General features: G+C 67.2%; 15 protein-coding genes. 12 read left to right on the top strand and 3 right to left on the bottom strand.

Going from position 1 to position 13934, the window contains the following annotated elements:
* The first annotated feature begins 296 nt into the window (after positions 1-296).
* From LXE91_RS30940 to LXE91_RS30960, 5 genes are read left to right on the top strand one after another with little or no spacing between them, the layout of a single operon-like run.
* Positions 297-2678, top strand: coding sequence for an MCP four helix bundle domain-containing protein (locus tag LXE91_RS30940; protein ID WP_039357255.1), 2382 nt, complete (start codon positions 297-299; stop codon positions 2676-2678).
* 22 nt (positions 2679-2700) lie between these two features.
* Positions 2701-3429 carry a methyl-accepting chemotaxis protein gene (locus LXE91_RS30945; RefSeq protein ID WP_039357393.1) on the top strand — a complete coding sequence of 243 codons (729 nt, stop codon included), beginning with the start codon at positions 2701-2703 and terminating at the stop codon, positions 3427-3429.
* Positions 3426-4007 (top strand): hypothetical protein, encoded by a 582-nt coding sequence (locus LXE91_RS30950; protein ID WP_039357253.1) that lies wholly within the window; start codon positions 3426-3428, stop codon positions 4005-4007. The genes LXE91_RS30945 and LXE91_RS30950 overlap by 4 nt, the downstream gene beginning before the upstream one ends.
* Positions 4008-4049: 42 nt before the next feature.
* Complete coding sequence (locus tag LXE91_RS30955; RefSeq protein WP_039357252.1) at positions 4050-5009, top strand: chemotaxis protein CheX; 960 nt, start codon at positions 4050-4052, stop codon at positions 5007-5009.
* Positions 5010-5049: 40 nt separating this feature from the next.
* Positions 5050-5415, top strand: coding sequence for a response regulator (locus tag LXE91_RS30960; RefSeq protein ID WP_011355572.1), 366 nt, complete (start codon positions 5050-5052; stop codon positions 5413-5415).
* Between the two features lie 40 nt (positions 5416-5455).
* On the opposite strand, the gene LXE91_RS30965 is transcribed toward LXE91_RS30960, so the two are convergent.
* Positions 5456-5887, bottom strand: a complete 432-nt coding sequence (locus LXE91_RS30965) for a DMT family transporter (protein WP_306453750.1) — start codon at positions 5885-5887, stop codon at positions 5456-5458.
* A 48-nt stretch (positions 5888-5935) separates the two neighbouring features.
* Here LXE91_RS30965 and LXE91_RS30970 point away from each other — a divergent pair, with 48 nt between their 5' ends.
* The 4 genes from LXE91_RS30970 to LXE91_RS30985 all read left to right on the top strand — a co-directional run bounded on the left by LXE91_RS30970 (position 5936) and on the right by LXE91_RS30985 (position 8541).
* Positions 5936-6520 (top strand): hypothetical protein, encoded by a 585-nt coding sequence (locus tag LXE91_RS30970; protein WP_039357250.1) that lies wholly within the window; start codon positions 5936-5938, stop codon positions 6518-6520.
* A gap of 10 nt (positions 6521-6530) precedes the next feature.
* Positions 6531-6983 carry a DUF3592 domain-containing protein gene (locus tag LXE91_RS30975; protein WP_039357390.1) on the top strand — a complete coding sequence of 151 codons (453 nt, stop codon included), beginning with the start codon at positions 6531-6533 and terminating at the stop codon, positions 6981-6983.
* Between the two features lie 152 nt (positions 6984-7135).
* Positions 7136-8080, top strand: coding sequence for a hypothetical protein (locus LXE91_RS30980; protein ID WP_039357247.1), 945 nt, complete (start codon positions 7136-7138; stop codon positions 8078-8080).
* 35 nt (positions 8081-8115) lie between these two features.
* Entirely contained in the window at positions 8116-8541 is a 426-nt protein-coding gene (locus LXE91_RS30985) for a DUF3592 domain-containing protein (protein WP_039357244.1), read from the top strand.
* Positions 8542-8554: 13 nt separating this feature from the next.
* Here LXE91_RS30985 and LXE91_RS30990 read toward each other — a convergent pair whose 3' ends face one another.
* A complete protein-coding gene (locus tag LXE91_RS30990; protein ID WP_039357239.1) occupies positions 8555-9436 on the bottom strand; it encodes a LysR family transcriptional regulator in 882 nt (293 codons plus the stop codon).
* Between the two features lie 133 nt (positions 9437-9569).
* On the opposite strand from LXE91_RS30990, the gene LXE91_RS30995 reads away from it, so the two are divergent.
* Entirely contained in the window at positions 9570-10991 is a 1422-nt protein-coding gene (locus LXE91_RS30995; protein WP_039357238.1) for an MFS transporter, read from the top strand.
* Between the two features lie 180 nt (positions 10992-11171).
* Positions 11172-11969 (top strand): enoyl-CoA hydratase, encoded by a 798-nt coding sequence (locus LXE91_RS31000; RefSeq protein WP_039357386.1) that lies wholly within the window; start codon positions 11172-11174, stop codon positions 11967-11969.
* 163 nt (positions 11970-12132) lie between these two features.
* Here the strand turns inward: LXE91_RS31000 and alr are convergent, their stop codons facing one another.
* Positions 12133-13254: an alanine racemase gene (gene alr, locus LXE91_RS31005; protein WP_039357235.1), complete on the bottom strand. Its 1122-nt coding sequence runs from the start codon at positions 13252-13254 to the stop codon at positions 12133-12135.
* Positions 13255-13556: 302 nt separating this feature from the next.
* Between alr and LXE91_RS31010 the strand changes: the two genes are divergently transcribed.
* Positions 13557-13928: an MAPEG family protein gene (locus LXE91_RS31010; protein ID WP_039357232.1), complete on the top strand. Its 372-nt coding sequence runs from the start codon at positions 13557-13559 to the stop codon at positions 13926-13928.
* Positions 13929-13934: the final 6 nt, after the last annotated feature.

Consider the following 13934-nt stretch of genomic DNA (forward strand, 5'->3'; position numbering starts at 1 on the left):
TACGAAAGCCTGATTGCGGCTAATCCGCGGATTAAATAAATAAAAATAAAATGTCCGAATATGGAATTTCCTGGCTGCGCAGGATCACCGGCCGAAACCTTGTGGCATGAGGTTAACGGCAAATTCCGGCAATACTTTAGGGCACTTTGGCCGCAATTGTTCATTGCATTTTTATCAATGAACGATTGATTTCCGGTCATCGGATCGTCATACGCCATCCCCGATAATTCGGCGCTCACATTCTTTCAATAGACCAAACGGCGGTCGAAGCCGGATCGCTGCGGGGAGCTGTAACCATGACCATCCGTCATCGCATTACGCTGCTAGTCGTCCTGACGTTCTTCGCGCTGTCCGCGATCGGCATCTATGCCGTGTACCAGACACGCAAGAGCGCGTCCGAGGTACGCCAGGTCACCCAGGGCATCGTGCCGAGCGCGCTCGCGTCGGCCGATCTCGTCGCCGATGTGAAGAACATCCAGATCGCGACGATGACGCTCGTCTACGCGCCCGACGCGAACACCGCCGCGCAGGCGCGCGACGAGCTGAAGGCAAAGCAGGGCGCGCTGCGCGCCGCGCTCGACGTGCAGGCGAAATCGGCGGTCGGCCAGGCGCAGGTCGGGCTCGTCTCGCAGGCGAAGGAGAGCGCCACGAACTATTTCGCGGCGATCGACGACACCGTGAAGATGAAGACCGACGGCAAGCCCGAGATGGCGCAGGCCTACCTGTTCGCGAACGTCGCGCAGTATCGCGACGAACTCGAAAGCATCGTCGATACGCTGCGCGTCGAGAAGAACCGCCAGAAGGACGATGCGATCAGCGCACTGAACGGGATGCTGTCGACCACGGCGACCGCGATCGCGGGCGTCGCCGGCACGGTGATCGTGCTGCTGACCGCGCTCGGCCTGCTGCTATATCGCCAGATCACCCGCCCGCTGATCGGGATGCAGACGGCGATGAGCGAGATCGCGACGAGCCAGGATTTCACGCGCCGCGTGCCGGTGGGCCGGATGGACGAAATCGGCCATTCGATCGTCGCGTTCAACGGGATGATCGAGAAGATCCAGGAGAACTCGGCGCAGCTCAAGCAGAAGACGGCCGACATCCAGGCGATGCTGCAGAACATGCAGCAGGGGATCCTGACCGTCGTCGAAGGCGGCGTCGTGCATGCGGAGTATTCGGCGTACCTCGAAACGATCTTCGAGACGAGCGACATCGCTGGTCGCGACCTGATGGCGCTCGTGTTCGACGACTCGAACATCGGTTCCGACGCCCGTTCGCAGGTCGACGCGGCCGTGCACGCGTGCCTCGGTGAAGACAGCATGAACTTCGAGTTCAACGAGCACCTGCTCGTGAACGAAGTCGCGAAGCGGATGCCGGACGGCCGTGACAAGTGGCTCGACCTGAGCTGGTCGGCGATCACCGACGAGACCGACACGGTCGTGCGCCTGATGCTGTGCGTGCGCGACGTGACCGAGATTCGCGAGCTGACCGCGCAGGCCGGCGAGCAGCAGCGCCGCCTCGAAATGATCGGCGAGATTTTGTCGATCAGCCAGGACAAGTTCCACGACTTCGTGCACAGCGCGAAGGGCTTCCTCAGCGAGAACGAGCGGATGATTCGCCAGCACGAACGTGCCGATCACTCGATCGTCGCGGCGCTGTTCCGCAACATGCACACGATCAAGGGCAACGCGCGCACGTACAGCCTTCAGCATCTGACGAACATCGTCCACGAAGCGGAGCAGGCATACGACTCGCTGCGCCGCGCGGACGGCGGCCCCGAGTGGAACCGCGACGCGCTGATGGACGACCTGGCCCGCGTGCGCGACGCGGTCGAGCACTATGCGACGATCAACGCGGTCACGCTCGGCCGCAGCGGCGAAGCGGTGCAGGGCGCCGACTTCCTGATGGTCGAACGCGCGCACATCAGCGAGAGCCTGCGCATGCTCGACGGCGCCGATCCGGCGAACGCGTCCGACTGGCACGCGGCCCGCGACGCCGTGCGCCGCATGTTGAGCCAGCTCGGCACGCAGGGCATCGGCGATGCGCTCGGCGGCGTGATCGAGTCGCTGCCGTCGCTCGCGGCCGAACTCGGCAAGCCGGCGCCGGTCGTGCATATCGACAGCCACGGCCACCGCGTGCGCAGCGAAATCGCCGCGACGCTGAAGAACGTGTTCATGCACCTGCTGCGCAATTCGATGGACCACGGGATCGAATCGTCCGACGAACGGCGCGCGGCCGGCAAGGCGGCATCCGGCACGATCGACATCGCGGTCGGCGTGGGCGGCGGCGAGCTGTGGTTCGTGCTGAGCGACGACGGCCGCGGCCTCGCGCTCGACCGGATTCGCAGCATCGCGCGCGAGCGCGGCTGGATCGATGCCGACCACGACGCGGCGCTGTCCGACGAGGAGGTGGCCGAGCTGATCTTCCGGCCGGGCTTCTCGACCGCGAGTGCCGTGACCGAGGTGTCTGGGCGCGGCGTCGGCATGGACGCGGTGCGCAACTTCCTGAAGCGTGACGGCGGCGACATCGCATTGCGCTTCACCGACGATCGCGTCGGCGCGCCGTATCGCGCGTTCGAGACGATCGTGTCGCTGCCGGCCCGCTTCGCGGCGGACGGTGCCGCGCAGGGCGCCGGGCACGAACGTGCGCGCAGCGCGGATATCGGCGCGGCGGAGTGACGACGTGATCGTGCAGGCGTGGATGCTCCAGATGGCCGCCGCACTGGCGGGCGGTGTCGTCGTCGCAATCGTGGCGGCGGTCGTGTTTCGCGTGACGCGCAAGCGGCTCGTCGCGGCGCTCGAGCGCGACACGGCGCAGTTGCGCAGCGCGCTCGACGCGGCCGATGCGCGCGTCGCCGACGCGGCGTCGGCGCATGCGGAGGCGGCCGACGCATGGGCGCAGCGCGAGGCGCAGCTCGAGGATGCGCTGGCGCGCGAGACGTCCGCCGCGGGCACGCAGCGCGACGCGATGCAGGCGTTGTCGGCCGATCGCGCGGCGCTGGCGCAGCACGCGCAGAAGATCGCCGACGAAGCCGCGCGCCTGCGCGGGCTCGCCGGCACCTTCGAGCGCTGGCACGAGCAGATGATCTCGCTGACCACGCAGAACCAGGACATGCGCGCGAAGAACCTGGAGCTGTCGGCGATCGTCGCGCATGTGTCGATCGTGTCGCTGAACGCGTCGATCGAGGCCGCGCGGGCCGGCACCGCCGGGCGCGGCTTCTCGATCGTCGCGAGCGAGGTGCGCGGGCTGGCCGCGCGCTCGCAGGAACTGTCGAACAGCTATCGCGACAGCCTGAACCGCAACGATCTCGTGACGGCCGCGACGTTCCAGGACATCCAGGCCGGCGGCAAGATGATCACGGCCGCGCTCGCGACCGTCGAGACGCTGGCCGGGCAACTGCACGCGCGGATCGAAGGAGAAGCCGCGTGATCAGTGCGCAGGCGAGGGCCGGGTTCGAACGGATCTTTTTCGATGCCGCGCGCACGCGGCTCGCGGCCGGCGGCGCGTGCGACATCCGGCTGGCAGCCGGCCACGGACACGACGCGCCGGATCGCGCGCACGCGAAGTCGCGATCGAAGCCGAAGGCACCCGAACATGTTGTTGTGCTGACGATCTCCGCGCTGCATTTCCGCCTGCTGCTCGCGCTGCGCTTCAGCGACGACGACGCGACGCGCCGCCATTTCGCCGGCGCGACGGCGGGCACGAACAGCCAGCGACCGTTGACCGACGCGTTCATGGAAGTCGCGAACCTGTGTTGCGGCGCGATCAACCAGGCGCTGACCGCATCGTTTCCCGACCTCGGGATGTCGACGCCTTACCTGCTGAGCGGCCCGAGCATCGACTTCATGCACGCGCTCTCGCCCGATTACGTGGCCACCTACGACCTGACGCTCGATGACGACGTGCGGGTTGGCGCGACGTTGTGCGTGTGCGCGAATGCGCCGGTCGATTTCCATGTGCCGGAAACGGCCGTGATGGAAACCGGCGGCGAGCTCGAACTGTTCTGACCGACCCGGACCGACCCCGATCGACCATGAGGAACCCTTGAGATGACCCTGGACAAACCCGTCAGCAAGGTGCTCGTGCTCGACGACAGTCGCGCGCACGCCGACGCGATCAAGCGTTTCTGCGACGAGCACAACCTGGTCGGCCTGACCGTGCGGCGCAACCGGCTGCTGAAGGTGCTGCGCTCGAATATCGATCTCGGCGCGATCCTGCTCGCCGAGGATTACGGCGGTTCGCCGGCCGAGAGCGCGATCATCGCGACGCAGATCGATGCGCTGCGCCCCGAGCTGCCGATCATCCTGCGCCGCGAATCGCTCGCCTCGCGCGACGGGCTGCCGGAGGCGCTCGCGCGCGTCGCATGCGCGGCCTACGTCGCGGACGACATGACGCCGCTCAAGCGCGCGATCGACGAATACCTGTTCGGCCGCGACTACCCGAACGCACTCGTGCGCGGCATCTCGGAGATCACCGAGGCGCGCATCGACAGCCTGTTCCCGGGCATGACGATCGAGCACGAAACGCCGTGCATCGTGCGCGACCAGATCATCTTCGGCGAAGTGTTCAGCCTGATCGCGCTCGAAAGCGCGTGGTGCCGCGGCTACATGCTGCTGCAGACGAGCGAGCAGCCGCTGCTCGACATGATCGGCGGCACGCGCGACGCCGGCCGCGCGCCGGATTTCCGCGACGTGAACAGCATGCTCGGCGAGCTGACCAACCTCGTATGGGGCGCGTTCAAGAACCGCTATCTCGGCGACGCCGAGGCGCTGGCGCGCCATCCGGTGCAAGTGCCCCTCGTCGTCAATCACAAGCAGAAGTTCATCTCGTTCGGCGGCGACTGCCCGCAGCTCTGCTTCAAGTACCGGATGACCGATCCGGCATCGGGGCGCTCCGTGTGCCTCGACCAGCGCTTCGTGTTCAGCCTGAGCTGGTCGCCGGAGGATTTCCGCGAATCGGTGCAGGACGTGGGGCCGATGGTCGAATCGGGCGAACTCGAGCTGTTTTGAATACTGAAGTCAGCAACAAGGAAAGGAAGGGGAATACGACATGGCAAAGATTCTGGTGGTCGACGATTCGGGCACGGTGCGCGACGAGGTCGCGGGTTTCCTGCGCAATCACGGGCTCGACGTCGCGACGGCCGTCGACGGCAAGGACGGGCTCGCGAAGCTCAAGGCGACGCCCGGCGTGCGCCTCGTGATCAGCGACGTGAACATGCCGAACATGGACGGCCTGACGATGGTCGAGAAGATCCGCGGCGAACTGGCGAACTCGACGGTCAACGTCGTGATGCTGACGACCGAAAGCAGCCCGGCGATGAAGGAACGCGGCAAGGCCGCCGGCGTGAAGGGCTGGATCGTGAAGCCGTTCAAGGGCGACGCGGTGCTCGACGCACTGAAAAAGCTCGCGGGCTGACGTTCATCGGGCTGCGGCGCACCCGCGCCCGCCCGCGCATTCAGCGCTGCGGTTCGGGTTGCGCGGCTGCCGCGTCGCCGGTGGCGGCCGGCACGCACGGGGCGGGCGTCTGCCATTGAACGACGATCATCCCTGCGAAGATCAGCGCGACGCCCGCGATGCGCCCGGGTGTCGCGAGCCGCTGCGCGAGCCCCATCAGCCCGTAGTGGTCGATCAGCAGCGACGCGAGCATTTGCCCGGCGACGACGCAGACGATGAAGGTCGTCGCGCCGAGCCGCGGCGTCAGGATCAGCGCAAGCGTGATGTAGATCACGCCCGCGAGGCCGCCGAGCCACATCCACAGTGGGCGCTGCAGCGCGTCGCCGACGAGCGGCGAGCAAGCGCGCGGCGTGGCCGGCAGTGCGCGTAATTTACAGCGCACCGCGATATCCGTATCCTGCCGGGTGCCGAGGGCGGCGTGCGTGCGCGACATGCGCAGCACGCCCGGCATCCACAACAATCAGGAACGGGACACCTTTCCATGAAAATCAAGATCGATCGGGCCGCGCTCGTGCGCGGCGCATGCGTGACGCTGATGGCTGCGCTCGCAGGCGGCTGTGCAAACACGGGGCAGCAGCCGGCACAACAGGCCGCCGTCGGCGGCGGTTCGTCGTACACGTGCAACCCCACGCAGGCCGATGGACAGGCGACGGCCGGGAAGGGCGCCAACGGGTGCTATTTCGTGCTGCACGATCCCGCGACGAAACAGGCGCTGCCGAACACGCACTATGCGTTCGCGCTTTACACCAACGCGGCCCAGGACAACCCGGAACTCGAAGTCGAAGGCTCGACCGACGCGCAGGGGCGCACGGTCTACGTGCGTTCTGCCGCGCCGATCGATGCGGCGCGAATGGTGCTCGTCCGCACGATCGGCGACGGCCCGACGGGGCGCATCCCGGTGCTGGTCCGGCCGCAGGACGGCAAGCGCATTCCGTTTGCGCAATACAAGGTCACCGGCTGCAACGGCCCGTACGAAGGTGTGACCGACGAAACGGGGCGCGGCGTGATGTATCGCTGCAAGACGCAGTCGAAGATCGACGTGTCGTTCTATCAGTCACGCAAGTAGGGTGAACGGGATGGGATCCGGATCCGGCCGCACCGCCGCGCAGCAGACGGAGACGTTGATCGCGAAGGGCATCGTCTTTACCATCGCGGGCACGTGCATGCTGATCGCCACCGCGCTGTACGCGCAATCGACGCGCGAATTCCTGCGGACGTCGGTCGTCGTGCCGGGGCGCGTCATCAAGCTGAACGCGGGCCCGCATCATCCCGAGATCGCGTTCACGACGCTCGCGGGCGAGCAGGTCGAATACCCGCAGGGCGGCTCGGTCAGCGAGCAGGACGGCGCGACCGTCGAGGTGCGCTATGCGCCCGACGCACCCGGGATGAGCGCGCGGTTGAACACGTTCGGCGCGATCTGGGGCGACGTCCTGATGATAGGGGGAATGGGCGTCGTCTTTTTCCTTGGCGGCGTCGGTCAGTTGCGCTCGGGCGTGCGCGCGTGGCGCAGCGGGCGCAAGCGCGCGTGACCGCTGGCACCGCACTGAATCCTGCGAACCCCGTCGAGCAGAACATCATGAATCGCCAACACGAGACCGCCGGGCCGATCTTGTTGCCGCGCGAACACCCGCGTACGCGACATCGCTGCAGGTTGCCTCGTCACTTCACAGGATATTCCGGCATGACCATCCGCTTGATACCGTGGCTGATCGCGATCGGTACCGCATGCACGGGTCTGGCCGCACACGCGGCGGGCACCGCGCATTCGCTTGACCAGGTGCCGGGGAAGTTCAGTTCGCCCGACGCACGCGCCGCGTACGCGCGCGAGATGAGCGGCGCACCCGAACCGGACGGTTTCGGCGCGCACCTGCCGCCCGGCTTCACGAAAGAGGCGCTGGTTGCGCAGCTTGCGCCGGGCCAGCCGCTCGGGCGCGTCGTGCTGGTCGGCGCGAAGCCGTGGCCGCAGCGCCCGGGTTCGTTTGTCGCGATCGTCTGTGCGGCACCGACCGACGGCCTCGCGAGCGAAGTGCTGAAATTCGGTGTGCCCACCGATTGTGAGGGCTATGAGCACCACCCCGGTGTCGATGACACGAAGGAACTGGTCTGGCTGGGCGTATTCGAGCGCGGTGCGGATGGTGGGCCGCGCCTCGTCGCACGTACCGAACAGCCGCTCGACCAGGCGATCGACTGGAGCCAGACGAATATCGAGAGTCCCGACCCCGCCAGGACGGAGAACGACGTCGCAATACGGCCCGAGCGGTGGTTGCGGTTCGATCTCGCCCCCTACGCGCTGCGAACGGGCGATGCGGCGTTCGGCGTGCGGGCAGGCTGGTCGATCGGTTATGCGGGCGGCGGCGCATCGTTCGAGGCGTTGTACCTGTTCCGGATCGACGGCAAGACACTGCGCGTCGTGTTCGCGCAGCCGATGATGTACTTCCAGGATATCGGCGGCGACTGGCATCGCGACGGCACGCGCGATCACGACATCACGGAGGGCAGCAATACGCTGAACGTGCTGCCGACGTCGACGGAGGGCTTCCACGACCTGCAGTTGCGCCAGCGCGGCGGCAAATGGCGCCAGACGTTTCGCTGGTCGGCGGCCGACGGCGAGTATCAGCCGCGCTGAAGCGGCGCGATCGCCGACGGCTGCGCGCTTCGAACATGACGCAGGCATCCGACATGCAGGTATTCAAGGGCGGCCTCGCCGTGCTGACCGGCACGGTCCTGCTGGTCTTTGCGGCCGTCGATTTCCAGTCGACCCGGGACTTCATGCGTGAGTCGATCGTCGTGCCGGGGCGTGTGGTCCGGCTGGACTACGGGCCGCATCATCCGGACATCGTGTTCACGACGCGCGCGGGCGAACGAGTCGAATACTCGCAAGGCGGCGAGGTCGACGTCCATCTCGGCGAGGCGGTCGAGGTGCGCTACCGGCCTGCCGAACCGCGCATGAGCGCAACGATGAATACGTTCGGCGCGCTGTGGGGCGGGGCGATGACGCTGGGCATTGCAGGCACGCTCTTCGTATTGACCGGATCGTGGTCAGGCGTGCGCGCGTGGCGCAGCGCGCGCAAACCGGCCGCGTGCTGACACCCCGGGCGCGCTACCGGGCAGAGGGCCCGGCGGTCGCGAATTCGTCGACGACGGCTTCGATCACGGCCTGCACGCGCGCGGTCTTGTAGAGATCGGCATGGGCGACGAGCCACACGTCGAAATGATTGCATCGCCGCGCCATGAGACGCACCAGTTCGGGCTCCGCGTCGGCGCGGAAGCACGGCAGCTCTGCAATGCCGAGCCCCGCCAGCGCAGCCTCGACCAGCATCATCGTCGACGATGTCTGGAACATCACGCGGCCGCGCGAAGTCGGTTCGCCGCACAGCGCGTCCCACATCGTCGGCACCACCGGCTGCTGGTACATCACCAGATCGTGTCCATCGAACGCGCTGCCGGCGACCGGTTCGCCTCGCTCGGCCAGATAGCGGCGCGAAGCATAGATGCCCGTTTCGAGCTGCCCGAGCCGCCTGACGATCAGATCCGGCGAATCCGGCCGCAACGTGCGAATCGCGAGGTCCGCTTCCCGGCGCGTGAGGTTGGCGATTTCGGCCGATGTCACTAACACGACGTCGATGCCTGCATGCTTGCGCCGCAGCTGCGCGATCGCGGGCACCACGAAACGCTTGCCGAGCGAGTCGGTCGTGGCAATGCGTACGGACCCGGCCAACTGCTCGTCGAACCCCATCACGCGGCGTTCGATCGTGAGTGACGCCCGTTCCATCGTTTCGGCCGGTTCGAGCAGGGCTTCGCCCGCGGTCGTCAGCACATAGAGGGTCGGCGTTCGAAGAAAGAGGCGGGCCGAGAGTTCATCTTCCAGCGCGGCGATCCGACGTCCCACCGTCGCCTGGTCGACGTTCAGTTGCGCCGCGGCGCTGCGCAGCGTGCCGGTGCGCGCCAGGGCCAGGAAGAAGCGGGCGTTGTCCCAGTTCATGCGGGTCGACTGTGTCATCGGGCAGGGCGGTGTTCGGAACGGGTGATGCAAATCTGCATCACGAAAATGCGAAATTACCACTTTTCTGCATCCCAGGTCATTTCTAGACTCCTGGCATCCGTCTGGAGGTTTCATGTCCGATTGCAATCCTGTATCCATCCCCGTGCCGATAACGGCCGCGTATCGCCCCACGGCGCGCGAGCAGCGCTTCACGCTGGCGCTCGTCGCGATCGGCATGTTCATGGCGGTCCTCGATTCGACGATCGTCAACGTGGCGCTGCCCGCGATGCGGACGAGCCTCGGCGCGACGGTCGCCGAACTCGCGTGGATCGTCGACGCGTATACGCTCAGCTTCGCCGCGCTGATTCTCGCGGGCGGCGCGCTGTCCGACCGGTTCGGCGCGAAGCGCGTGTATCTCGCGGGGCTGGCGCTGTTCGTCGGTGCATCGGCGGCGTGCGGCGTCGCGTCGTCGGTTGCGATTCTCGTGATCGCGCGCTTCGGGCAGGGCATGGGTGCCGCGCTCTTCCTGCCCGCGTCGCTCGCGATCGTGCGCAGCACCTTCGACGTGCCCGCCGAGCGGGCGCGGGCGATTGCGGTCTGGGCGGGCATCGCGTCGGTTGCCGTCGCCGTGGGACCGGTGCTGGGCGGCATCCTCGTCGACGATTTCGGCTGGCGCAGCGCATTCCTGATCAACGTACCGACCGGCGCGGTCGCTTTTGCCGGGGCGGCGGCACGCGTTCGGGCATCGGTCGCGCAGCATGTGCGCCACTTCGATTGGGCCGGCCAGTGCATCGGTGCGACGGCGCTCGGCGCGCTCTGTTTCGCGGTGATCGAATTGCCGACGCGCGGCACGGGTGCCACGGAGGTCCGCTGCGCGCTGCTGATCGCCGCGCTCGCGGCCGCCGTGCTGATCGTCGTCGAGCGGCGTGCCCGCCATCCGATGGTGCCGCTCGCATGGTTTCGCAATCGCGTTTTCGTCGCGATGAACCTGATGGGCAGCCTCGTCTATGTCGGCTACTTCGGGCTGCTGTTCGTGCTGAGCCTGTACCTGCACGGACGCTTCGGCATGAGCGCGCGGCAGACGGGGCTGACGCTGTTGCCGTTCGCGCTGAGTCTGTCGCTCGGCAATCTGCTGTCGGGAAAGCTGCATGGCCGTGTTCGTCCGGTCAGGCTGATGGCGAACGGCCTCGCGATGGCGGCGCTGGCCGTTCCGGCGATCGCGATGGCGCTCGCGCTGCGTGCGCCGTGGCCGGTGGTCTGGATGGCCATGGCTGCATTCGGCACCGGCACCGCGCTGTCGGTGGCGCCGATGATCGCGACGGTGCTCGAACAGGTGCCTGCCGATGCGGCGGGCGTGGCATCCGGGTTCCTCAACGCGGCACGGCAGGCCGGCAGCCTGCTCGGCGTGGCCCTCGCAGGCGCCGCGACGATACTGTTGCCGGATCTGACCGATGCGCTATGGGTGGTCGCGGCGCTCGGATGTGTCGCCTACGCAATTGCCGCGCTGGCTGCGAGGACGGCAGGCCGCGCGGAAGCCGCGCAACGGAGCCGTTGACGGGCGAGCGGCACGCGCGTTGCAGTGGCCGGCAGGCAGCCGCGCACGCATGCGGCGCCGCGGCTGGACGTCGTGCGGAATGTGGAGGACCATTTCGTCATGACGCCGCGACCGGACGGATGCGATTTTCATCCGTTCGCGCCGCATCGAATCCTGCCGAACCCCATCGAGCGGAACATCATGAAATCCGATCAAGAGACTGCCGAGCCGATCCTGTTGCGCGACGCGCACGACGGCGTCGTCACGCTGCGGCTGAATCGTCCGCAGCAATTCAATGCACTGTCCGAGGCGATGCTCGCGAGCCTGCACGATGCGTTCGAGTCGCTGGCTGCCGATCCGCACGTGCGCTGCGTCGTGCTGGCCGCGCAAGGCAAGGCGTTCTGCGCGGGTCACGACCTGCGGCAGATGCGCAGCAAGCCCGAACTCGATTACTACCGCGCGCTGTTCGCGCAGTGCAGTCGCGTGATGCTCGCGATGCGCGCGTTACCGGTGCCGGTGATCGCACGCGTGCACGGCATTGCGACGGCGGCCGGCTGCCAGCTCGTCGCCGCGTGCGACCTGGCGATCGCCGCCGATACCGCGCGCTTCGCGGTTTCGGGCATCAACGTCGGGCTGTTCTGTTCGACGCCGGCCGTTGCGTTGAGCCGCAACGTCACGGCAAAGCGCGCGTTCGACATGCTCGTGACCGGGCGCTTCGTCGACGCGGCAACGGCCGTCGCGTGGGGCCTCGTCAACGAGGCGGTGCCCGAAGATGCGCTCGACACGGCCGTCGCGCGCAAGGTCGCGGAGATCGTCGCGAAGAGCCCGGCCGCGGTGCGGTACGGCAAGCAGATGTTCTATCGCCAGCGCGAGTTGCCGCTCGACGAAGCCTATGCGTATGCGGGCGACGTGATGGCGCGCAACATGATGGAAGAGGATGCGGGCGAAGGGATCGACGCGTTCCTCGAGAAACGCAAGCCGACGTGGCGTTCGTCGTGAGCCGCCGTCGGCGTGTGGCGAGCGAAGCGGAAGGGCCGTAAGGAAGGGCCGTAACCCGCGCCTGTCGCTCACACGGAAAGGCAAACGGGCCGCCCGAGGCGACCCGCAACCGAAGCGCACGCGAGGCGACGCAACAGCGTGTGCGTCGCCGCATCTGCGCCGGTCAGCGCCCGTAGCTCCCGGTCCGCAGCGTCGGCTGTTCGCTCGATGCACCCGGCGGCACGATCACGACCGGCACGCGGCGCGCGAGCGCGCACATCAGCTCGTAGCCGATCGTGCCGCTGGCTTCCGCCACGTCATCCACCTTTACCTGGTCGCCCCACAGCTCGACACCCGATCCGATGCCCGCGTTCGGGCATGGCGTCAGATCGACGGTCAGCATGTCCATCGACACGCGGCCGACGACGCGCGTCATCACGCCGTCCACCGCGATCGGCGTGCCGGTCGGTGCGTGGCGCGGATAGCCGTCCGCATAGCCGCACGCGACGACGCCGATCCGCATCGGCCGGTCGGCCGTGAAGCGGCGGCCGTAGCCGACGGTCTCGTCCGGCGACAGCGTCTGCACGCCGATGATCTTGCTCGTCAGCGTCATCGCGGCCATCAGCGGCGTATCGGCGATATCCCGCGCCGCACCCGTCGGCGATGCACCGTACAGGATCGTGCCGGGCCGGACCCAGTCGCGGTGCGCGCGCGGATGCCACAGCACGGCGGCCGAATTCGACGTCGAGCGCTCGCCCGGAATTCCCGCCGTCGCCGCATCGAACTGGTCGAGCTGCCAGTCGACTTCGCCTTCGTCGGCGTTCGCGAAATGCATCATCAGCGTGATCTTGCCGATCGACGGCGCGCCGGCCGCGCGCTCCCACGCGGCACGGAAAGCGGCGGGGCGATAGCCGAGCCGGTTCATCCCGGAATTCATCTTGAGCTGGATGTCGATCGGCTGCTGCGGCCTGGCCGCGATCAGCAGGTCGAGCTGCTCGTCGCAGTGCACGGCCACCGTCAGGCGGTGGCGATCGGCCAGCTCGACGTCGGCGGGCTCGAAGATCCCTTCGAGCAACAGCACCGGCTTGTCCCAGCCGAGTTCGCGCACGCGCACGGCTTCGTCGAGATCGAGCAGCGCGATGCCGTCGGCCGCTGCGAGGCCCGGGTAGATCCGCTCGATGCCATGACCGTACGCATTGGCCTTGATCACGGCCCACACGCGCGATTGCGCGGCGGTGCGGCGGATGAAGTCGAGGTTGTGGCGGACGGCGTCAGGTCGGATGTGGGCGACGATGGGACGGGGCATGGCGATGTCTCGGATCGGATGTCGTTCGGCGCGCGCGGCGGCGCGGGTTCGGCGGCCTGGCGCGACAACGCGCCGGGCCAGTGTTGAACGCTATCTTATTGGTGTTCGACCAGTTTTAATTAACGTTTTTGTCGACGATTTGGTGGAAATTTTTGTGTTGACCCAGACGCGTCGCGGCTGCCGGCGGGCCGTGCAGCCGAGTCTCCCGTCTAGAAAACCGGTGCGCGAACAGCACGACGCAATGCTAAGCTCTCGGCGATCTTGTCATTGATCAATGTAATCATAAAAGGAGGAGACTTTTGATGACGACGTCCCAGCTGTGCCTGTTCATCGTGGCGGCGTTGCCGTTCTCGATGACGTTTCTCGCGAAGGCCCGCAAGGGTTACGACAACCGCGCGCCGCGCGACTACCTGGCGAAACTCGAAGGCTGGCGCGCTCGCGCGCAGGCCGCGCACCAGAACGGGTGGGAAGCGCTTGCGCTGTTCACGGCCGCGCTGGTGGTGGCATGGCACAACGGCGCGAACGGGCATCGCGTCGACCAGCTTGCGATGGCATTCGTCGCGATCCGCATCGTCTACATGCTGATGTACCTGCTGAACTGGGCGACGCTGCGCTCGCTCGTGTGGTTCGGCGGGATGGCATGCGTGGTGGCGTTGTTCTTCGCCGCGCCGTAAGCGGCG

The organism is Burkholderia contaminans (assembly GCF_029633825.1).
GTDB lineage: Bacteria > Pseudomonadota > Gammaproteobacteria > Burkholderiales > Burkholderiaceae > Burkholderia > Burkholderia contaminans.